This window comes from Pseudomonas sp. FJ2-5-13 (assembly GCF_029201605.1).
Taxonomy (GTDB): Bacteria; Pseudomonadota; Gammaproteobacteria; order Pseudomonadales; family Pseudomonadaceae; genus Aquipseudomonas; species Aquipseudomonas lactis.
Genome location: NZ_CP104045.1, coordinates 5,468,736 through 5,490,173, shown reverse-complemented (window position 1 = coordinate 5,490,173; position 21,438 = coordinate 5,468,736). Strand labels below are relative to the sequence as shown.

The window sequence follows — 21,438 nt, the reverse complement described above, 5'->3', positions numbered from 1 at the left end:
TCCATCAAGCACAGCTCAAAACAAAAACGCCCCGGGCGAACCGAGGCGTTGTATCACTCAGCCAATCAACGGCTGGCGAAGTACATGGTGACTTCGAAACCAATACGCAGATCAGTGTAAGCAGGTTTGGACCAGGTCATATTCTTACTCCTATCAAGGGATGGGACGTTCACTACCAAGTAATACATATAGTCCACCTCCCATTGGAGATGTTCAGATATTGCTGCGCAATGTTACGCAATTTTATTCAAGTTAGCGCTGTCTCGGTGGAGAAAGCCTGTTGCAGGGTTGGCAATGATCACGGCGCTGCTTGCCAGTCGTCGTTGATACGCGGCCCGTTGGCCACGCAGCGCCAGCCGCCTGCTGCGTCATTGAGTTGGTGCGCGGCGTGCTGCACATCCTCGCGTGTGCGCTGTTGAATCAACTGTTGAAGCTGATCCAGATAACCCGACGAATGACCTGCCAGGTGCGCATGCCAGAGCAACTCGGCAGCTTCGTTGATGGGCAGCGTCTGGGCCGAGAACTGCTGCGCGAGGGCCTGGTTACCCAAGTCGGGGCAGCGCTCGATCAACGACGGCAGTTGCCTCAGGAAGGCCTGCAACTGTTCGACGATGCCGTCCAGGGAAGTGCTGGGCGATTGCACCCCAAACAGCAGGCCGGTTTGGCCGTTGATTGGTCGGATGCCGCTGAACACGGCGTAGCCGATTTGCAATTCGACTCTCAGGCGCTGGTAGAACGGCCCCTGGAGCACATGCGCGAGCAAGCGCCAGTTGGCTTCATCGGCGAGAGATCGCGTCGGTGCTGGGCAAAATAGCAGTAGCGCCGCCTCGCTGGATTCGGTGTTGACTGCGTGCCAGCGCTTTTGTCCGTCAAGGGCCTGAGGTGTGAAAGGCTGAGTTGCCGGTTGCCCAGGCAACCGGGTCGCTGCGGCTTTGATCGCCGCTTCACAGGCGGCGGGCAGACCTGCGCCCAGCCCCTGCCAGCGTGCTGTGGCCCAGGACGCTGTCGTCCCCTGAGGCTCGGGTTGAACACCGGCACAGCAAGCAGGCAACGCCTTGAGCAGTTCCCGGATGGCGATCATCGGCGCGGGAGCGGGCGACGGTTCATCCGAGCCACTCAGGCACCGGGCCAACGCTTCGAGCACCGCCGGCATGGGCTCGTGGAGGCCGTGCATCTTCACCTGCCAGTCAGTGGCGATCGTTTCGCAAGACAACTCGACGCCCGCCTGCCGTGCCTGTTCGCACAACGGCCGCAACAGGCTTTCCAGCCCGGTGGGTACCGCCGAGTCAAACCGCCAGTGCAGGTACAGCGCGCCTTCGCCCGTGTCATCCGCCAACGCCTGGCTGAAGGTCAGCGCCGACAGCTCCCGTCGGCCCCGTGAGCGATCCTGGGCAAAGGTACGCAAGCCACGATGGGCGCTGGTTTGGCCGCGAATCAGGCCGGCGCGTTCTTCCTTGGCGGGCGCACGAAGCAAAGGATTGTTAGGCGGCAGTTGCCAAGGGTGCCGGGAGGCGGGCAGGTGCAGTGAATCGAGCATGGCCTTGAGGGCAGCGGTGCCTTGTTCCGACAGGTCGTGGGCGTCGTTGCGCGCCAAGGCCAGGGCGCCTTGGACCTGTTGCTGGCGAGCATTGAGCAAGGCGAATTCTTCGCGTAACGCTGTCCAGTCGCTGTGTGCGAAGAAACTCAGCCAGTCGTGCAGTAACTCTTCGATCTGCGTGGCCGGTTCGCGCTCGCTGCCGAGAGTGAAGTGGATATCCAGCACGGCTTGATCCGCAAACTGGTACAGCACGGACGCCTGCAGCGCGATGGCCAGTCGTTGTGCTTGCAGTTCGGCGAACAGCCCGCCGGGGGCCGAGGCGTTGAGCCAGGTGCAGAGAAACGCCAGCGCTTCCCGTGGCGCGTTACAGGTAATGACTTGATGCAGGTGTTGGCCGGCGACGTGTTGATAGCGGCGTGCCGAGCCTTGCATCAAGGCCGGTGGAGCGGCCTGCGGGTGCAATGGCCCGGGTGTCAGTTGGTCACTGAACTGCTGGGCCATGGCCTGCAGGTCTGTCAGCGATTGTGGGCCGGCAAGGCTCAAAGTCATCTGCCCGCTTTGATAAAAGTGTGCGTGGAACCCGCGCAAGGCTTGCTGAAAGGCCTCGCTTTCCACCGGCAGGCTGTCGCGGTTGCCGGCATGAAAACCGCGCAACGGATGATCCGCTGCCAAGCCTTGCAGCAGCGCCACTTGTTGTTGGGCCTGGGCATCCTGGGACCAGGCGATGAACTCCGCGTCGAGCACTTCGCGCTCACGCTGTTGATCGTCGAGGTTCAGGCGTGGGTGTGTCAGCATATCCGCCAACCGCATCAGCCCGTCTGCAAATACCGGCACCGGCAGTTCAAAGAAAAACTCGGTGATGCGCTCACGGGTGCTGGCATTGATCTGCCCACCGTGTCGCTGCACGTAGGCCATCAGCCCTTCGCCGGCTGGAAAACGCTCGGTACCGAGAAACAACAAGTGCTCAAGAAAGTGCGCCAGCCCAGGCCAAGCCAATGGCACGTCATGGCTGCCGGCAGCCACCTGTAAAACGGCGGCGCAGCGCTTCAAGCGTGGCGCATGGCGCAGGCAAACCCGCAGGCCATTGGCGAGGGTCAGGTGAACGGGATGAGGGTGAACCGGCGCAGGCATGGGCACTTCCGAGGCGTGGGAAGTGCCTATGCTAGCAAACCCAATGGGTCAGGGCTTGTGCAGTGCGCCGTAGAGTTCGGCGCGACGGTCTTGCAGGTAGTGGTTGGCGGCTCGGGCGTCGAATATCGATTGGCGCTCCAGGGTGCCGACGATCAAGGCTTCATCCAGGCCGGCCTGGGCAATTCGCTGGCCGTCCGGCGCGGCAATGCTGCTTTGCCCGCAGTAGTGAATCTCGCCTTCGTGCCCGCAGTAGTTGGCATAGGCCACGAAACATTGGTTTTCAAAGGCTCGCGCCCGTACGGTGACGTCGGCAACAAAGTCGAACGGCACCATATTGGCGGTGGGCACCAGGATCAGTTCGGCACCGGCCAGGGCCAGGCGCCGGGTGTTTTCCGGAAACTCCAGGTCGTAGCAAATCAGCATGCCCACCTTCCACCCGTTCAATTCCACCACCGGGAAATCATCGGGGCCGGCGCTGAACATCGAGTGATCAAGATCGCCAAACAGGTGGGTCTTACGGTAGTTGCACAGGCGCTTGCCGTGGGCGTCGATCAACTGCACGGCGTTGTAGATCTGGCCGTCCTCGGCCCGCTCCGGGTAGCCATACAGAATCGCCAGCCCGGCACCCTGCGCCAGTTCGGCAATTGCCTGCGCCGACGGCCCATCCTGTGCCTCGGCCAGTGCGCCAACGGCTTCGGCGCCAATGTTATAGCCGCTGAGGAACATCTCTGGCAGCACCAGCACATCGGCGCCGTGTGCCTCATGGGCCAACCGGTGCAGGCGCTGCAGGTTAGCGGCCACATCCAGCGGCAGTGGCGGGCATTGGTACAAGGCGACACGCATGCTCAACTCCTTATTCTGCCAGGGCAATGGGCCCTATTTCATCGAACACGTCGCCCGGGCCTGGGTTCTGCGGGTGGGTGCTGCCTCCAAAGTGGTTCATGATCCCCCACACCGCGTTGAGCGAGGTTTGTACCGCGCCTTCGACCCAGGCAGGCGTCCACGATACATCATCACCGGCGATGAAGATCCCGCGTTGTTCGGCAGGCATATCCTTTTGCATGAAGTGCGCATACATCCGCTGGTTGTAGCGATAGTGGCCGGGCAAGGCGCCTTTGAAAGCCCCGAGGAAATGCGGATCGGCCTCCCAGGATACGGTGATCGGGTCGCCGATGATGCGCGCCTTGATGTCGACTTTGGGGTAGATCTTCTTCAGTGCATCCAGGGCCAGTTTCACCCGCTTGTCGATAGGCTGGGGCAGCATCTTCAGCGCGTCGCTCATCCACGAGTAGGACAGGCAGATCACCCCCGGCTTGTCGTCGCCGTTATCGAACAGGTAGGTGCCACGGGTCAGGCGGTCGGTGAGGGTCATGCTCATCAGGTCGCGACCGGTTTGTGGGTCTTTGTCTTTCCAGAATGGGCGGTCAACCATCACGAAGGTTTTCGAGGACTGCATGTAGCGAGTACGATCCAGGGCCATCCACATTTTTTGTGAGAACAGGGTTTCATCGCATTCGATCTGGGTGGTCAGCAGCCAGCTTTGGCAGGTGGTCAGCACCGCCGCGTATTCGCGGGTGTCGCCGTAGTTGTCGGTAACGGCGAAACGGCCATCGGCGGCGTGGGCGATGCGCTTCACGCCGGCCCGTGGCGCACCTCTATGCAGCGAGCTCAGGCTGGTACCGGCCGGCCAGTGGGCGCAGCGTTCCGGCACATGGCGCCAGATGCCCATGGGCACTTGGGCCACGCCACCGACGATCAGATGTTGATGATCATCGCAGTTGGTCATCACCACACGGAAGATTTCCAGCATGGAGTTGGGGAAGTCAGAGTCCCAGCCGCCGGTACCGAAACCGACCTGGCCAAACACCTCGCGGTGGTGGAACGACAATTTGGCGAAGGCTTTGGAGGTGGCGACGAAGTCGTAGAAGGTACGGTCATCCCACAGCGGCACGAGCTTGTTCCACAGCTCCTTGAGCCGCGGCACGTCGCGGTCGCGGATCGCCTGCTGGATATCGCCGAACTGTGAACCGGCTTCCAGAGCGTCGGCCCAGGCATCGGCCACTTCCTGAAACAGTGCAGGTAAATCGGAGAGTTTTTGCGCGTAGTGAGTCTGGCCTTCCAGATCGATCACAGTGCTGCCGGACGCCGGCGTCAGCGGGTTGGGAAAGGGCTTGGTCTCCAGTCCCAGTTTGTCCACGTAATGGTAGAACGCCGTGGACGACACCGGGAACCGCATGCCGCCCAGCTCGGCGATGATGCCTTCGGCGCCTTCAAAGGCCTGCGAGCGCAAGCGACCGCCCATCTTCGAGGCTTCGTACACAACGGGCTTGAGCCCCAGCTTCATCAACTCGTAGGCCGCAACCAGGCCCGCGATCCCGGCACCGACGATCGCCACTTCGGCGCCATGGTTAACCGCAGGAATACTGCCCAGCCCGGCGGGGTGTTCGATCCAGTCATCAAAGGCAAACGGGAAATCGGGGCCGAAGATAGTGATGGGTTTCTTGCCGTCGCCCGGGTGGCGATTGGGCTTGCTGAGGGTGCTGGACGGAATGCTCATGGCTGACCTTACTGACGGCTCGGCGGGAGGAGGGCCCGTTGAGTATAGGAAAAGATGGCAGCCAGTTTAGGGAGCGTTGCGCTCGTTAATAAGACGCAATGTGTCGTCGTATTGCGTTAGTTTTAGTCAATATGACGAGAATCGCGATCAGATTGGTTGTCCGCGATCCAATTTGTTACTGAGGATGATCGAGGTGGTGGTTTTCTCCACACCGTCGACACTGCCGATCTGGTCCAGCAATTGGTCCAGTTGCTCCGGCGAATCGGTGCGCAGCCAAGCCACGTAATCGAACTCCCCGCTCACCGCGCACAACTGCTGCACTTGCGCCATGGCGCTCAGCCTGCGCAACACCTCTTTGCCCGAACGGGGTTGCACGGTAATGCCCACGTAAGCCTGCAACCCACCATCCGCAACGCGCTGGCCCAGGCGCACGCCGTAACCGGTGATGACCTGGGTTTTCTCCAGGCGTGCCAGACGCGACGTGACGGTGGTACGCGCGATGCCCAACTGCCGGGCGAGCATGGCCACGCTTTCACGGGCGTTGAGCTGCAGGGCGGCGATCAGTTGGCGGTCGATTTCGTCTAGGGCGGGCAAGGGGGAGCTCCAGTGCGAGAGGGCAGTGAGCAGGCATGTTACAGGCTTGGCCCTGCGGAAAAAATCAATCGGCCAGATACGCAAAAGCCGCGCAATGCGCGGCTTTCTTGTGTGGTGGGCCCAGTAGGACTCGAACCTACGACCAAGGGATTATGAGTCCCCTGCTCTAACCAACTGAGCTATAGGCCCTCAGTAGGTCGCGGATTATAACGATGGTTTGTTCACTGTGCCATCCGAAAAATCCTCATGCCGTGTACGAAGGAAGCTGGCGGCAAAAAGCTCCGGCGGCAGGGGCAGGCTGACGATGTAGCCTTGCATCTGTTCACACCCCTCGCTTGCGAGGAATGCTTGTTGTGCCGGGGTCTCCACGCCTTCGGCGATGATGGTGAATTGCATGCTGTGGCCCAGGGCGATGATGGCGCGCACGATGGCTGCATCGTGAGGGTCGTCGGGCAAGCCGCGGACGAAGGATTGGTCGATCTTGAGGAAGTCCAGAGGCAGGCGTTTGAGGTAGCTGAGGGATGAATAACCGGTGCCGAAATCATCGATCGCCAATTGGACGCCCAGGCGCTTGAGTTGGTGCAACACCGCCAGTGCCTCTTCGGCTTGGCTCATGATGAAGTTTTCGGTGATTTCCAGTTGCAGGCAGCCGGGTTCGAGGCGGTAATCGCGCAGCAGTTGTTCGATGCGTGACAGCAGGTTGGGGTGACGCAGTTGCGCGCCTGCGAGGTTGACCGACAGGGGGCCGAAGTCCTCGAAAGCCGCTTGCCAGGCGTGCAGTTGTCGGCAGGCCTGTTCCAGTACCCAGTCGCCGATTTGCAGGATCGTGCCGTTCTCTTCGGCCAGGGCGATAAAGTGCTCGGGCGGGACCTCGCCCAGCGTCGGGTGATGCCAGCGGATCAAGGCTTCGGCGCCGATCAGTTGTTGGGTGATCAGGCTGCGTTTGGGTTGGTAATACAGACTCAACTCTTCACGTTCGATGGCGCGGCGCAGTTCGTGCTCCAGCGCTACGCGTTCATTGGCTTGGGCAGTCAGGTCGCGGGTATAGCGCTCGACCCGGTTACGCCCCTTGGCTTTGGAGCGATACATTGCGGCGTCGGCATTTTTGACCAGGGTCGCCACGTCGGTGCCGTCCTGTGGATACAGGCTGGTGCCGATACTGGCGCTGATAAAGAACTCATGCTCGCCGGCCTGGAAGGGCGGGGTAAAGCAATCGAGCAGTTTGTTCGCCAAGTGCTGAGCGTCGCTGGCCTGTTGCAAACCGGGCAGCAGGATGATGAATTCGTCGCCGCCCAAGCGAGCAACGGTGTCCACGTCCCGCAACTGCTCCTTGAGGCGTACGGCGATGTCTTTGAGCAGCAGGTCGCCGACCGGGTGGCCGAGGCTGTCGTTGATGTGTTTGAACCGGTCGAGGTCGAGAAACAGCACCGCGCCCTGCTTGCCACTTTCCTGCTGGCCGTTGAGGGCGGCTTGCAGCCGGTTTTCGAACAGCGTGCGATTGGGCAGGCCGGTCAATGGGTCGTGGTGGGCCTGATAGTCGAGGCGTGCCTGGGCCAGCTTGAGGCTGGAGATGTCGGCGAACACGGCAACGAAGTGCGTGACCAATTGTTCGCGGTTACGCACGGCGCTGATGGTCAGCCAACTCGGATACACCTCGCCGTTCTTGCGGCGGTTGGAGATTTCGCCTTGCCAGTGGCCGTGGGTCGTCAACTGGTGCCACATCGCCGCATAGAACGCGCTGTCATGCAGGCCGGAGGCAAGCAGGCGCGGGGTATGACCAAGGGCTTCACCCTCGCTATAGCCGGTTATCTCAGTGAAGGCGCGGTTGACGGCGCTGATGTTCTGCCGTGTGTCGGTGATCAAGACACCTTCGGCGGTACTTTCGAACACCGTGGCGGCCTGCTGCAGTTTTTCCTGCATCAACTGGCGTTCGGTGATGTCCCGGGCGATGGTCAGCATGCAATCTTCGTCGCCAATCGGCAGCGGGCGGCTGGACACTTCGCACAGGCGAATCTGGCCGTCGGCACGACGGATATGGCAGATGAAATCGCGGACAAAACCGTCGCGCTGCATCAATTCGAGCATGTGCTTGCGTTCGTTGAGGTCGACCCAGATGCCCAGGTCCAGGGCTGATTGGTCGAGTGAAGAGGCGCTGGTGAAGCCGGTCAGGTGGCTGAAACCCTCGTTTACTTCGATCAGCAGGCCGTCGCTCTGGCGGCTCAGCAGCAAGCCATCTGGGGAGGCATGGAAGGCTTTGGCAAACTTTTCTTCGGAGGTTTGCAGTCGCTGTTGGGTTTCCTTGAGCTGGGTGATGTCCCGCACCACCACCACCAAGGCTTCGGTGGTGTCGAGTTGGAACGGCTCGGCTGAGATCAGCCCGGTAAAGGCCTGGCCATTGCTGCGCAGAAAGGGCATTTCCAGGTTGCGGATGCTGGTGGTCTGTACCCGTTGCAGCAAATCCGGGCCGCCCCCTTGAATGCCCCATATATTCAGGTCGGGGGCGGTTTTGCCCACCACCTCGTCGGCGCGTAGACCAATCTGGTCCTCGAATGCCTTGTTGACCTCCAGCAAGCAGCCATCAGACAACCGGGCAATCACCAGAATGTCGGGGCACTGCTGAAACACCGAGGCAAATTTCTGCTCGGACAGTTGCAGGGCTTCTTCGGTGCGCTTGGCTTCGCTGATGTCGATCATCAGGCCGCGCAGCACCGGCTCATGGCCGTGTTCGATCAGGCTGACAATGTCACGTACCCACAGGCAGCGGCCATCAGCGGTGATGACTCGGTAATCAATACTGTGATCGCGGTTTGCACGGGTTTCCCGATAGCAATAGGCCTCGGCGCGAGTCAGGTCGGCGGGGTGGATGATGTTGCGCCAGAAACCTGGAATCAGCCAATGAGCGCGGGGATAGCCGAGCAGGTCTTCGGCATGGGGTGACACGTAGCTGTAGGTGAAATCGCTGATGCTTGCTTCCCAGGCGATGGCGGACAAGCTCTCCACCAGGCCGCGATAGTGGTACTCGCTGCTTCGCAGTTCTTGCTCAAGGGCGACCCGGCGGGAAATTTCCGAGCTGAGCCGGCGATTGATCCGAATGACGATTGCCAGCACCGTACTCAATAGCAGCACCGCTGGCAGGCCGTACGTGAGCAGGTCAGCCCAGAAGGTGCGGTGATCGGTGAAACTACCGACCCAGTGTTGCTGGATCGCATCAGTTTCGGCTGAGCTGAGGTCGGCGAGGACTTTGTCCAGGATGCCCACCAGGATTTTTTCATCCCGCGGCACGCCCATTGCCAGTTGGTAGCGGTAGGGCGTTTCGCCGCTGACGTACAGGCCGTCGAGCTTGAGTTGGCGCAGGCTCCAGACGCTGGAGGCCAGGTCGCCGACTACGGCATCCACTTCATCGGTGGCCAGGGCTTGCAGCGTCGAACTGACGTTGGGCATCGCCACCAGATTCAGGTCCGGATGGTGGGTACGCAGCAGTTCATGGGGCGCGTAGTTTTCCACTACGGCAATTTTCAGCCCGTACAAATCCTTGAGGCTGCGTGGTTTTGCGCCGCCTTCATGGGCCAGGATGACAATGGGGAAGTCGAGATAGGGGCGTGTAAAGGCCAGGAAATTCTGGCGTTCGGGGGTGGACATGATGCCAGGCAGCAGGTCGAGCTGGTTATTGCGGGCTTGTTCAAGCACCGCGGTCCAGTTAACTGGTTCGATCAGTTTGATTCGAACGCCCAGACGGTCTTGGAGTAAGCGTACGTAATCGGCAGCCAGGCCCTCATATCGGCCATTTTCATCGCGATATTCAAACGGTGGCCAGGACGCGTCCACGCCGAGGCGCAGCTCCTGATGGTCCGCCAACCAGCTACGCTCATCATCCGTAAGAGTCAACGCGCCAGCCGTTGCGGTCCAGGTCAGCAGCGACAGCAGTATCACGGTCGGCAATCTGGGCATAACGGTCTCGTTATGGCACGGGGAATGTCTCGAGTGTAGACGGGCATTGCGGGGGCGGGGTGATGCGGGGCAGTTAATCTGTGGAAAGCGGTCGGTAGAAAGCAAAACCCCCGGCCTGGGCCGGGGGTTCTGGTATCACTCGTCGAGGAAGGAGCGCAGATGCTCGCTTCGCGTCGGGTGGCGCAACTTGCGCAGCGCCTTGGCTTCGATCTGGCGGATCCGCTCGCGGGTCACGTCAAACTGCTTACCGACTTCCTCAAGGGTGTGGTCGGTATTCATGTCGATGCCGAAACGCATGCGCAGTACCTTGGCTTCACGGGCAGTGAGGCCGGACAGTACGTCGCGAGTCGCTTCTTTCAAGCTCTCAACAGTGGCGACATCGATTGGCGACTGCATGGTCGAGTCTTCGATGAAGTCACCCAGATGGGAGTCTTCGTCATCACCAATCGGCGTTTCCATGGAGATCGGCTCTTTAGCGATCTTCAATACCTTGCGGATTTTATCCTCAGGCATTTCCATGCGTTCGCCCAGCTCTTCCGGGGTCGGTTCGCGACCCATTTCCTGCAACATCTGCCGGGAAATGCGGTTGAGCTTGTTGATGGTCTCGATCATGTGCACCGGAATACGGATGGTGCGGGCCTGGTCGGCGATCGAGCGAGTGATCGCCTGACGGATCCACCAGGTGGCATAAGTCGAGAACTTGTAGCCGCGACGGTATTCGAACTTGTCCACCGCCTTCATCAAGCCGATGTTGCCTTCCTGGATCAGATCAAGGAATTGCAGGCCACGGTTGGTGTACTTCTTGGCGATGGAGATCACCAGACGCAAGTTCGCTTCAACCATCTCTTTCTTCGCGCGGCGGGCCTTGGCCTCACCGATCGACATGCGACGGTTGATGTCTTTGATTTCCGCAATCGTCAGGCCAGTTTCGGTCTCAAGCGCGGTCAGCTTCTGTTGGCAACGGATGATATCGGGCTGCAGGCGGCCGATGGCTTCGGCGTATTTCGCCTTGCCCTTGGCCAGTGCGTCGCTCCAGCTTTCGTCAACTTCGTTGCCCGGGAACTGGCGCAGGAAATCGGTACGCGGCATGCGCGCATCACGCACACAGAGCTGCATGATCGCACGCTCTTGGGCACGCAGGCGCTCAAGGGCACTGCGAACACGCTCAACCAGGCCTTCGAACTGCTTGGGCACCAGCTTGATCGGCATGAACAGCTCAGCCAGGGCCACCAGCTCGGCAATCGCCTGCTTGTTGCCACGACCGTGCTTTTTCAGGGCCTTGCGGGTGATTTCCATTTGATCGGAAACCGCACCGAAGCGCTGGGCAGCGATAACCGGGTCTGGACCGCTTTCGGCTTCTTCTTCGTCGTCGCTGCTTTCAGCTTCGTCGTCGTCGGTGTCGTCGTCCGCTTTTGCGGCTTTCGCATCAACAGGCGGCGGCACTTCGGCGGCAGGCGGCGCAATGCCGTCGTCCGGGTCGATATAACCGCTCAGGACGTCGGACAGGCGGCCACCTTCGGTGGTGACGCGGGTGTACTCGGAGAGAATGTGGTCAACCGTGCCAGGGAAGTGCGCAATAGCGCCCATCACTTCACGGATGCCCTCTTCGATACGCTTGGCGATTTCGATTTCGCCTTCGCGTGTCAGCAGCTCGACGGTACCCATTTCGCGCATATACATGCGCACCGGGTCTGTCGTGCGGCCGATATCGGTCTCTACTGCAGCCAGCGCGGCAGCAGCTTCCTCAGCGGCGGCCTCGTCGGTATCAGCGTCGGCCAGCATAAGGGAATCCTTATCTGGCGCGACTTCGAATACGTTGATCCCCATGTCGTTAATCATGCGGATGATGTCTTCCACCTGCTCAGGATCTGAAATATCCTCAGGCAGGTGGTCGTTGACCTCCGCGTAAGTCAGGTAACCCTGCTCACGACCAAGAAGTATCAACTCTTTGATACGAGACTGCTGTTGCGCTTTTCCGGACATAACACCCTATCCACTGAAGGTCTTGGCGGGCAAAAAACAAGCCGAGGATTATACCCGAGCTATGACCTCACACGCCAGCTGAGGTCGGGTTTGATGCGTAAACATTCTGTTTTAAGAGGTCGCGCATCTGTTTTGCTATCTGAATTTGCTCTTCAGCCGATAATCCCGGCTGCCTCGCTCTCTTGATAAGTTCATCGAGGGTCTGAGTGTGTTGACCCGCGGATAACCTATTAATGGTGTCTAAAAACTGTTGTTCAAGGTTGTCGCCGTCAATTAGCCACTCCTTTTCCGCCAGTGCCCGCAATAAACGGCCCTGTTCCGTGCCATGCCAGCGAGCCATCAACTGAATTGAGTTTAGCTTAGGGTTTTTCTGCACGGCTTCGATCAGTGCGATAAGTACCTGAGCGTAGGTGTTGCTCTCGTTGGCAAAGTGGTCGGCACTTTCAACCTTGCCGGCCAATTGCGGGTGGTGAATCAGTGTGCGCAGTGCAATCAGTGTGGGGGCTTCCACCGCTACGGGTGTGCGTGGCGCGTAGGCTTCATCGCGATCACCGCGTTTGCCGTTTTTGCTCCAGGGCTTTTTGTCCCACTTCTTGCCGCCGGCGCCCGGCTTCTTCGGCGTCCATTCCTGCTGGGGCGCGAAGGCCTCCTGAGGTTGATGAAAGTCAGCGTAGTCCGGCATGGCGTCGTAATCCATGCCGGGGTCGTAGGCTGGCGGCGCATCCTGCGGGGCGCTGTGCACCAGCTGGCTTACGGCTTCGCCGCTCAAACCGGTGATCTCCAGCAGGCGCTGGCGCATCAGTGTGCGCAAGTTGGCGCCCGGGACTTTATCGATCAGGGGCGCCGCGAGGGTGGCCATATGGGCCTTGCCTTCGAGGGAGCGCGGGTCGGCCTCTTCGGTCAGTTGCTGAAAAAAATAATCCGCCAGCGGCTGCGCATGTTGATTGATGCGTGCGCGGAACGCGTCGGTACCTTCCGAACGCACCAGGGTGTCCGGGTCTTCGCCTTCGGGCAGGAACAGGAAGCGAGCGCGACGCCCATCCTGCAGGCTCGACAGCGTGGCTTCGAGCGCGCGCCAGGCGGCGTTGCGGCCAGCCTGGTCGCCGTCGAAGCAAAACAGCACGCTGGGCACGACGCGAAACAGGCGCTTCAAATGTTCTTCGCTGGTGGCGGTGCCGAGGGTGGCGACCGCGTTGCGCAGGCCTTGTTGGGCGAGGGCGATCACGTCCATATAGCCTTCAACCACGATGATCTCGTCGAGGTTGCGGTTGTTCTTGCGCGCTTCGAACAGGCCGTAGAGTTCCTGGCCCTTGTGGAATACCGGGGTCTCCGGAGAGTTCAGGTACTTGGGCTTGTCGTCCCCGAGTACGCGGCCGCCAAAGGCGATGATACGGCCACGGCTGTCGCGTATCGGGAACATCACGCGGTCGCGGAAGCGGTCATAGCGCTTGCCGGTCTCGGCGTTTTCCACCAGCAGGCCGGCATCGATCATGGCCTTTTGCTGGAGGGTGTCGCTGCTCAGGTGCTTATACAGGTTGTCCCAGCCCGGCGGGGCGAAGCCGAGACCAAAATCCCGAGCGATTTCGCCGGTGAGGCCGCGCCCTTTGAGGTAATCGACAGCGGCCTTGCGCTGCGGATGGCTCTTGAGTGCCTGGCGGTAAAAGTCGGCAGCGGCGGTCAGTAGCGGGTACAGCGGCGAATCGGTGGGTTGCCGGGGTTTGTGCGGGCGACCACTTTCTTCGCGGGGCACTTCCATGCCGGCGGCTTTCGCCAGGTCCTCGACAGCCTGGGGGAAGTCCAGGTTGTCGTGGTCCATCAGGAAGCCCAGGGCGTTCCCGCCTGCGCCGCAACCGAAGCAGTAATAAAACTGTTTGTCGGGGCTGACGCTGAACGATGGGGTTTTTTCTTTATGGAACGGGCAGCAGGCGGTGTAGTTTTTGCCGGCTTTTTTCAGCTGTACGCGTGAGCTGACAACATCGACGATGTCGGTGCGGTTCAGAAGGTCGTCAATAAAGCTCTGGGGAATCAGCCCGGCCATGGCGTTCTCGTCATCACTGCGTGTAAATGAGGGCCCGTGACGTGTTCAAGCGCACGTATGGCGTGCTTGATCATCATCGTCTGCATGGGTCATCAGGAAGTGTATCTGCCGAATATTCACTGAGGGTAGTTTCTGATCAGTCTTCGGCATGGAAATGTTGCCCGGGCGTCCGGTCTTGGCCAATGGCGGCCTCGGAAACGCATCGATGGGCACAGCCGACACGGTTGATCGTCTGTTTGAAGAATAGGTGTGCTCGTCAGTAGCCTTGTTAGGCTCGTCAGAAGAGACGTGCACCGCTGGCAAAAGAGCCAGCCCTGACGTGTGAAGCAGTGTCTCGGTCGCGTGTGCGGCGTCGACGGTGAAGCATCAAGCGATATCCGCAAATGCCAACAGCCCGGCTGAGGGCCGGGCTTGGCAGAAGCTTGCTACGAACGTCTGTGTATTAGTACAGACGAACGGCGCGGCGCTGTTCGCGCTGAACTTTCTTAGCGTGACGCTTAACAGCGGCTGCTGCTTTGCGCTTACGCTCAGAAGTTGGCTTCTCATAAAATTCGCGGCTACGAACTTCAGCCAGAACACCGGCTTTTTCGCAGGAGCGCTTGAAACGACGCAGAGCTACGTCGAAGGGTTCGTTCTCTTTTACTTTGACGGCTGGCATCCAGAGCTACCTTCTTTCATTACCGGGAATCAACGTTCTCGTCGCAAAAAATTCGCGGCTGAGGTCGTCGGTTTTTAAGGGTTGCGGATGTTAACCCCTCATTGCCCGGAATGCAAAGCCTCTGATCGAAAACCGCTAGTCGGGAGGGGGAGTGGCGACTATTATGCGCGCCTTCGAATTCAGCCTCTACAAGGCGCAAACCCATGCTAGTACTGGGACTTGAAACCTCCTGCGACGAAACCGGAGTCGCACTATACGACAGTGAACGCGGGCTTTTGGCCGATGCACTGTTCAGTCAGATCGACCTGCATCGCGCCTATGGCGGCGTGGTGCCGGAGCTTGCCAGCCGCGATCACGTCAAGCGCATGCTGCCGCTGATCCGCCAGGTGCTGGATGAGGCCGGCTGTGTGGCAACCGAGATCGATGCCATCGCCTACACGGCAGGGCCCGGATTGGTCGGAGCCCTGCTGGTTGGGGCCTCTTGCGCCCAGGCGCTGGCCTTTGCCTGGGGCATTCCTGCCCTCGGCGTGCACCATATGGAAGGCCATTTATTGGCGCCCATGCTGGAAAAAACACCGCCAGAGTTCCCGTTCGTCGCTTTGTTGGTTTCGGGGGGGCATACGCAGCTGGTTCAGGTGGATGGGATCGGCCAATACACGCTGTTGGGCGAGTCGCTGGACGATGCTGCCGGCGAAGCGTTCGACAAAACCGCGAAGATGATGGGGCTTAATTATCCTGGCGGTCCGGAAATCGCTCGCCTGGCTGAGAACGGCGTTGCCGGTCGCTACACCTTCCCGCGGCCGATGTGTGATCGTCCTGGCTTGATGTTCAGTTTCAGCGGCTTGAAAACCTCTGCCTTGAACACCTGGCAGCAGAGCGTCAGCGCCGGGGACGACGGCCAACAAGCCCGTTGCGACATCGCGCTGGCGTTCCAGCAGGCTGTGGTGGAGACTTTGACCATCAAGTGCAAGCGCGCCCTGAAACAGGCGGGCATGAAGCGGCTGGTGATCGCAGGTGGCGTCAGTGCCAACAAGGCGTTGCGCAGTTCCCTGGAAAAGATGCTCGGCGACATGAATGGCAATGTGTTCTACGCACGCCCTGAGTTCTGCACTGACAACGGCGCGATGATCGCCTACGCCGGTTGCCAGCGCTTGCAGGCCGGGCAGCACGAAAGCCTGGCGATCAGCGTGCAGGCGCGCTGGCCGATGGAGCAATTGCCGCCGTTGTAAGGTTCAAGGGCGCCGGGCCCAGGCGGGGTATTTAAAAATGCCGTTCGCGCCCGGCAAACAGGTCGCGTAGATTGCCGCGGTGACGCCAGACGATCAGCAGTGTCAGTACGCTCATCGGCACCAGTGCTTGCGGTTCCTGCCAGGCCAGCAGCGGTAGGGTCAGTGGCGTAGCAATCAGCGCGGCCAGCGAGCTGGTGCGGGTCAGGTAGAACGTCAGTAGCCAGGCGAGCATGGCCAGTAACGCCGCAGGGAGGTAAATGCCCAGCAGCATGCCGGCCGCCGTGGCGACGCCCTTGCCGCCGCGAAAGCGGAAGTACAACGGGAACAGGTGGCCCAAGACGGCACATAGGCCCACCCAGGCTTGCTGTTGCAAGCTAAGGCCGACGAGGCTGGCGATCAGCACGGGCAGCAGGCCCTTGCACAGGTCGCCCAGCAAGGTCAGGACGGCGAGTTTCTTGCCGGCCAGGCGCAACATATTGGTGGCGCCGGCATTGCCTGAGCCACTCATTCGCGGGTCGGGATTTCCCGTCAAGCGGCTGAGCAAAATGGCGAAGGACAGCGAGCCGAGCAGGTAGGCGAAAATCGCCAGTGACCAAAACATGCTAACTATTCCGGGCGAGGACGCCCTGATTCTAACGGGGCATCGCGCCCTTGTCGTGCTGCGGAGAAAAGTGCTTGGACAGAGTGTTTATCGAAGGCCTGGAAGTCGACACCGTGATCGGGGCTTACGACTGGGAGCGCGGAATCCGGCAATGCCTGCGCTTGGACCTGAGCTTCGCCTGGGATAATCGCCCAGCCGCGGCCGGTGATGACCTGACCCTGGCACTGGATTACGCCAGGGTGTCTGCGCGTATCCAGGCCTTTGCCGAGCAGTCCCAGTACCAGTTGGTGGAAACCTTTGCCGAGCGCCTGGCCGAAGTGCTGATGAGTGAATTCCAGATTCCCTGGCTGCACCTCAAGTTGACCAAGCCCGGCGCGGTACCGGCTGCCAAGGGCGTGGGCGTGGAGATCGAGCGCGGATGTCGTTGACTCAGGTTTACCTCGGGCTTGGCAGCAATATCGAGCGCGAGGCTCGTTTATGCGCCGGCTTGGATGCGTTGGCGGGCTTTTTGACGGATATGCGCTGTTCAGCGGTGTTCGAAAGCCAGCCGGTGGGTATCAAGAGCGGGCCGTTTTTCAATCTGGTGGTGTCGGCTTATACCGACCTGCCGTTGATGGAATTGGATCGCCGCTTGAAATCCATCGAGGCCGACAATGGCCGCTACGCGCCCGACCGCAAAGGCCTGCCGCTGGATATCGATGTGTTGTTGTATGGCGATCTGGTGGGCGATTTTGATGGCTTGGTCCTGCCGCGAGCCGAAATTCTGAAAAACGCCTTTGTGTTGTGGCCGCTGTCGATGATGGCGCCGCAGCGTATGCATCCTGAGGCCGGCAAGACGATGGCCCAGTTGTGGCGAGACGCGCAGATTGATCAGGTGCTGGCACCTGTGGCGTTCGAGTGGCAGGGGCAGCCACTCACGCCGCTAGCTCTTTTGTAGGCGCCGAGCTTGCTCGCGAAAAACCTGAGGGCGCTACGTCATCGTTGAGGTTCTTCGCGAGCAAGCTCGCTCCTACAGGGGCTTTTGCTGTTCCTTGTAGGCTTTCAATGCGTTTAGTCGTTCGCGCTTGAGCGCCTCGCCCAGTTCGGGGCCTTTGAAGCCTTTTTCCAGCAGTGGCGCTACCGGCACTTCGCGTGCGGCCTTTGCCGCTGCGCGCAAATAATCGGCCTGTGGATAACTGCGTTGCTCAAAACCCTGGCGGCCCCGAGCGTCCATTTCGCAGGCCGCCACGAACTCTTCAAAGCGTTGCGGCCGACGGTACACGTCGAAGCTTTGCAGCAACTCCAGCAATGTCGAGGCCTTGAGCTCCAGCGCACGATGCCCATGGGTATGATATTGCCCCACCAGCAGGGCCAACTCCTGGCAATCCTTCGGCACCTTGAAACGCTCGTTCACCGCTTTGATCAGCTTCAGGCCGCGTTGCTCGTGGGCAATATGCTGCGGCAACTTATCCACAGGCGTCAGGCCTTTGCCCAAATCATGCAGCAGGCAGGCCCAGCGCACGCTCAGCGGTTGCTTGTGCAGGGCGGCCTGCTCCAGCACGCTCAAGGTGTGCACGCCGGTGTCTATTTCCGGGTGATGCGCTGCGGGCTGCGGCACGCCGAACAGCGCATTCACTTCCGGCATCAAGGTTTTCAGCGCGTCGCAGTCACGCAGCACTTGGATGAATACCTGGGGTTGAGCTTCCATCAGCGCCCGTGAGATTTCCTTCCAGCTGCGCTCGGGGGTAAGGGCCTCCAGCTCGCCGGACTCACTGAGTTGGCGCATTAACGCCAGGGTCTCAGGGGCGACTGTGAAGCCCAGAGGCGCATAGCGCGCGGCGAAGCGTGCAACGCGCAAGACGCGGAGGGGATCTTCGGCGAACGCGGGAGAAACATGCCGCAATATACGCGCTTCAAGGTCGCGTTGGCCGTGGTAAGGGTCAGTCAGATTACCTTCGTCGTCCTCCGCCATGGCATTGATGGTCAGGTCACGCCGGATCAGGTCTTCTTCCAGCGTAACGTCGGGGCTCGCATGGAATATAAAGCCGCCGTAACCCCGGCCATTCTTGCGTTCGGTGCGAGCGAGGGCGTATTCGTCACCGTTCTTCGGGTCGAGAAATACCGGGAAATCAGCGCCCACCGGTTTATAACCTTTGGCGAGCATCTCTTCGGCCGTCGCGCCAACGACGACGCGGTCTATATCGGTGACCTCGATGCCCAGAAGGCGATCACGTACGGCGCCGCCGACTTTGTAGATTTTCATGAAAAAGCCTCCATTAGCGGCACAGGATAACGCCTGAGCCTGGCCAATGGAGGCTTTGCTGTTTCAGAGATGAACGACGGCCATGTCCAAGCGGCCGTAGTCGTTGTCGTTATGATCGCTGCGCGGTGGCACATGGTGGGTTTTCATCACCTGGTCGCCCTGCAGGGTTTCCAGATGAATATCAAAACCCCAGAGCCGATGCAGGTGCTTGAGCACTTCCTCGGTGGATTCGCCCAAGGGTTTGCGGTCGTGCTGCTGGTGACGCAGGGTCAGCGAACGGTCGCCACGCACGTCGATGCTGTAGATCTGCACGTTAGGCTCGCGGTTACCCAGGTTGTATTGCGCGGCCAGGGTTTCGCGAATGATGCGGTAGCCGGGTTCGTCGTGGATGGCAGGCACCACCAGGTCATCCTTGAGGTCGTCGTCCAGGATGCTGAACAGCTTGAGGTCGCGAATCACCTGGGGCGACAGGTACTGCAGGATAAAACTCTCATCCTTGAAGCTGCTCATGGCGAACTTGATGGTCGATAGCCAGTCGCTGCCGGCGATTTCCGGGAACCAGCGGCGGTCTTCCTCTGTGGGGTGCTCGCACATACGGCGAATATCGCGATACATGGCAAAACCCAGCGCATAGGGGTTGATGCCGTTGTAATACGGGCTATCGAAGCCTGGTTGGAAGACCACGCTGGTGTGGGACGTGAGGAACTCCATCATAAAGCCGTCAGTGACCAGGCCTTCGTCGTACAGGTCGTTCATCAGGGTGTAATGCCAGAAGGTAGCCCAGCCTTCGTTCATCACCTGGGTTTGGCGCTGGGGATAAAAATATTGCGCGATCTTGCGTACGATGCGCACGATTTCACGCTGCCAGGGTTCCAGCAGCGGTGCGTGTTTTTCCAGGAAGTACAGGATGTTTTCCTGCGGTTCGGCGGGGAAGCGTGCATTGTCCTTGTCGCTGTTCTTGTCGGCGCGCTTGGGGATGGTGCGCCACAGGTCGTTGATCTGTTTCTGCAGGTGCTCCTCGCGTTCCTTCTGGCGCAGGCGCTCCTCTTCGGCGGAAATAGGATAGGGGCGCTTATAGCGATCGACCCCGTAATTCATCAGCGCATGGCAGGAGTCCAACAGGTCTTCCACCGCATCGATACCGTGGCGCTCCTCGCACTGCATGATGTATTGCTTGGCGAACACCAGGTAATCGATGATCGAACTGGCATCGGTCCAGGTGCGAAACAGGTAGTTGCCCTTGAAGAAACTGTTATGCCCATAGCAGGCATGGGCCACTACCAGCGCCTGCATGCAGATGGTGTTTTCTTCCATCAGGTACGCGATGCACGGGTCGGAGTTGATCACGATCTCGTAGGCCAGGCCCATCTGGCCACGGGTGTAGGACTTCTCGGTGCTGAGGAAGTGTTTCCCGTAGGACCAATGGTGATAGCCCAGCGGCATGCCCACCGAGGCATAGGCATCCATCATCTGTTCAGCGGTGATGACTTCTATCTGGTTGGGGTAGGTGTCCAGGGCATAACCTGCCGCGATGCGGCTGATTTCCCGGTCATAGGCCTGGATCAGTTCAAAGGTCCACTCGGAGCCGGTGGAAATGGGTTGGCGCTTGTTCTCTTTTTTGGCGGTCATGTCACTAACCTGCGCTGGAAGAGTTCACGGAAGACCGGGTAGATATCGCCGGCCGAGACCAGTTGCTGCTGGGCGAACGTATCGGCAAAGGCTTCGCCGATGCGCTCGTATTCGAACCACAGGGCCTGGTGCTCACGGGGGGTGATTTCGACGTAAGTGTAGTACTGCACGAACGGCATGATCTGGTTGATCAAAATATCCCGGCAGATCGGCGAGTCGTCGTTCCAGTTATCGCCGTCTGAGGCTTGGGCGGCGTAGATGTTCCACTCGTTGGCGGGGTAGCGCTCGGCCATGATCTCCTGCATCAGCTTCAGTGCACTGGAAACGATGGTGCCGCCGGTCTCCCGCGAGTAGAAAAACTCCTCTTCGTCCACTTCCCGGGCGCTGGTGTGATGGCGGATGAACACTACGTCAATCTTGTCGTAGTTCCGTTTCAGAAACAGGTAAAGCAGGATAAAGAAGCGCTTGGCGATGTCCTTGGTGGCCTGGGTCATGGAGCCGGAAACGTCCATCAGGCAGAACATCACCGCCTTGGAGCTGGGGTTGGGTTGCTTGACCAGCAGGTTGTACTTCAAGTCAAAGGTATCGAGGAACGGCACGCGGTGAATGCGCGCGCTGAGTTTTTCGATTTCGGCCTCAATTTCCTGGATATCGCCGAAGTTGTCCGGTTCTTCGCGCTTCAAGCGTGCCAACTCTTCCTTGGCCTGCTTGAGTTTGGCGCGGCTGCTACCGGACAGGGCGATGCGCCGGGCATGGGCTGAACGCAGGGTACGGATGATATTGATGCGCGAAGGGTTGCCCTCGTTGCTGATGCCTGCGCGTACGGTCTTGAAGGTGTCGGTGCCGGTGAGGTTGCGCTTGACCAGGTTGGGCAGTTCCAGGTCTTCGAACATGAATTCGAGAAATTCTTCCTGGGTGATCTGGAACACGAATTCATCCATGCCTTCGCCAGAGTTGCCGGCCTTGCCCGGGCCTTTGCCACCGCCGCCGCCTTGTGGGCGCTGGATATGTTCGCCGGTGGTGAATTCCTTGTTGCCGGGGTGTACCACGGTCTGTTTGCCGCCGCGACCATGGTGAAGCACCGGTTCATCGATGTCCCTGCCGGGAATGCTGATTTGTTCGCCATGCTCCATGTCGGTGATGGAACGGCGGCTGACGGCCTCTTCTACCGCCTTTTTGATGTGGTCACGGTAACGCCGCAGGAAACGCTGACGGTTTACCGTGCTCTTGTTCTTGCCATTGAGGCGTCGGTCGATCACATAGCTCATAGGGAGCCCTCCGGGCAGCTTCA

16 protein-coding genes and 1 tRNA gene are annotated in these 21,438 nt (G+C 59.9%); 3 read left to right on the top strand and 14 right to left on the bottom strand.

Translation table 11 applies throughout. The annotated features are described in order from the left end of the window. Positions 1 to 65: 65 nt before the first annotated feature. The 10 genes from pqqA to rpsU form a co-directional block, all read right to left on the bottom strand. Positions 66 to 140, bottom strand: a complete 75-nt coding sequence (pqqA, locus tag N2A98_RS24385; protein ID WP_003194766.1) for a pyrroloquinoline quinone precursor peptide PqqA — start codon at positions 138 to 140, stop codon at positions 66 to 68. 158 nt (positions 141 to 298) lie between these two features. Continuing rightward, positions 299 to 2,668 carry a pyrroloquinoline quinone biosynthesis protein PqqF gene (gene pqqF, locus N2A98_RS24380; RefSeq protein WP_275622742.1) on the bottom strand — a complete coding sequence of 790 codons (2,370 nt, stop codon included), beginning with the start codon at positions 2,666 to 2,668 and terminating at the stop codon, positions 299 to 301. Between the two features lie 48 nt (positions 2,669 to 2,716). Next, a complete protein-coding gene (locus N2A98_RS24375; protein WP_047711926.1) occupies positions 2,717 to 3,511 on the bottom strand; it encodes a carbon-nitrogen hydrolase family protein in 795 nt (264 codons plus the stop codon). Positions 3,512 to 3,521: 10 nt separating this feature from the next. After that, positions 3,522 to 5,225 carry an NAD(P)/FAD-dependent oxidoreductase gene (locus N2A98_RS24370; protein WP_047711925.1) on the bottom strand — a complete coding sequence of 568 codons (1,704 nt, stop codon included), beginning with the start codon at positions 5,223 to 5,225 and terminating at the stop codon, positions 3,522 to 3,524. Between the two features lie 147 nt (positions 5,226 to 5,372). Beyond that, positions 5,373 to 5,819 carry an Lrp/AsnC family transcriptional regulator gene (locus N2A98_RS24365; RefSeq protein WP_003194755.1) on the bottom strand — a complete coding sequence of 149 codons (447 nt, stop codon included), beginning with the start codon at positions 5,817 to 5,819 and terminating at the stop codon, positions 5,373 to 5,375. Between the two features lie 112 nt (positions 5,820 to 5,931). Continuing rightward, a tRNA-Ile gene (locus N2A98_RS24360) sits at positions 5,932 to 6,008 on the bottom strand. A 15-nt stretch (positions 6,009 to 6,023) separates the two neighbouring features. After that, the gene (locus tag N2A98_RS24355) at positions 6,024 to 9,767 is read right to left on the bottom strand and encodes a bifunctional diguanylate cyclase/phosphodiesterase (protein WP_275622741.1); all 3,744 of its coding nucleotides are present in this window, start codon (positions 9,765 to 9,767) and stop codon (positions 6,024 to 6,026) included. 135 nt (positions 9,768 to 9,902) lie between these two features. Then, complete coding sequence (gene rpoD / locus N2A98_RS24350; RefSeq protein ID WP_003194751.1) at positions 9,903 to 11,750, bottom strand: RNA polymerase sigma factor RpoD; 1,848 nt, start codon at positions 11,748 to 11,750, stop codon at positions 9,903 to 9,905. Between the two features lie 67 nt (positions 11,751 to 11,817). Continuing rightward, positions 11,818 to 13,788: a DNA primase gene (gene dnaG, locus N2A98_RS24345; protein WP_032895025.1), complete on the bottom strand. Its 1,971-nt coding sequence runs from the start codon at positions 13,786 to 13,788 to the stop codon at positions 11,818 to 11,820. A gap of 442 nt (positions 13,789 to 14,230) precedes the next feature. After that, positions 14,231 to 14,446 (bottom strand): 30S ribosomal protein S21, encoded by a 216-nt coding sequence (rpsU, locus tag N2A98_RS24340; protein WP_002551877.1) that lies wholly within the window; start codon positions 14,444 to 14,446, stop codon positions 14,231 to 14,233. Between the two features lie 203 nt (positions 14,447 to 14,649). Between rpsU and tsaD the strand changes: the two genes are divergently transcribed. Beyond that, positions 14,650 to 15,675, top strand: a complete 1,026-nt coding sequence (gene tsaD, locus N2A98_RS24335; protein ID WP_003194748.1) for a tRNA (adenosine(37)-N6)-threonylcarbamoyltransferase complex transferase subunit TsaD — start codon at positions 14,650 to 14,652, stop codon at positions 15,673 to 15,675. A 31-nt stretch (positions 15,676 to 15,706) separates the two neighbouring features. Here tsaD and plsY read toward each other — a convergent pair whose 3' ends face one another. Then, entirely contained in the window at positions 15,707 to 16,276 is a 570-nt protein-coding gene (gene plsY / locus N2A98_RS24330; protein ID WP_047711922.1) for a glycerol-3-phosphate 1-O-acyltransferase PlsY, read from the bottom strand. A 74-nt stretch (positions 16,277 to 16,350) separates the two neighbouring features. Here plsY and folB point away from each other — a divergent pair, with 74 nt between their 5' ends. Both folB and folK read left to right on the top strand, forming a co-directional pair. Beyond that, complete coding sequence (folB, locus tag N2A98_RS24325) at positions 16,351 to 16,704, top strand: dihydroneopterin aldolase (RefSeq protein WP_032895029.1); 354 nt, start codon at positions 16,351 to 16,353, stop codon at positions 16,702 to 16,704. Then, entirely contained in the window at positions 16,695 to 17,213 is a 519-nt protein-coding gene (folK, locus tag N2A98_RS24320) for a 2-amino-4-hydroxy-6-hydroxymethyldihydropteridine diphosphokinase (protein WP_044269459.1), read from the top strand. The genes folB and folK overlap by 10 nt, the downstream gene beginning before the upstream one ends. A 72-nt stretch (positions 17,214 to 17,285) precedes the next feature. Here the strand turns inward: folK and N2A98_RS24315 are convergent, their stop codons facing one another. From N2A98_RS24315 to N2A98_RS24305, 3 genes are all read right to left on the bottom strand, one after another. After that, the gene (locus N2A98_RS24315) at positions 17,286 to 18,518 is read right to left on the bottom strand and encodes a multifunctional CCA addition/repair protein (protein ID WP_044269457.1); all 1,233 of its coding nucleotides are present in this window, start codon (positions 18,516 to 18,518) and stop codon (positions 17,286 to 17,288) included. A 63-nt stretch (positions 18,519 to 18,581) separates the two neighbouring features. Then, positions 18,582 to 20,147, bottom strand: coding sequence for a SpoVR family protein (locus N2A98_RS24310; RefSeq protein ID WP_003194736.1), 1,566 nt, complete (start codon positions 20,145 to 20,147; stop codon positions 18,582 to 18,584). Further along, the gene (locus N2A98_RS24305) at positions 20,144 to 21,415 is read right to left on the bottom strand and encodes a YeaH/YhbH family protein (RefSeq protein WP_003194735.1); all 1,272 of its coding nucleotides are present in this window, start codon (positions 21,413 to 21,415) and stop codon (positions 20,144 to 20,146) included. The genes N2A98_RS24310 and N2A98_RS24305 overlap by 4 nt, the downstream gene beginning before the upstream one ends. Positions 21,416 to 21,438: the final 23 nt, after the last annotated feature.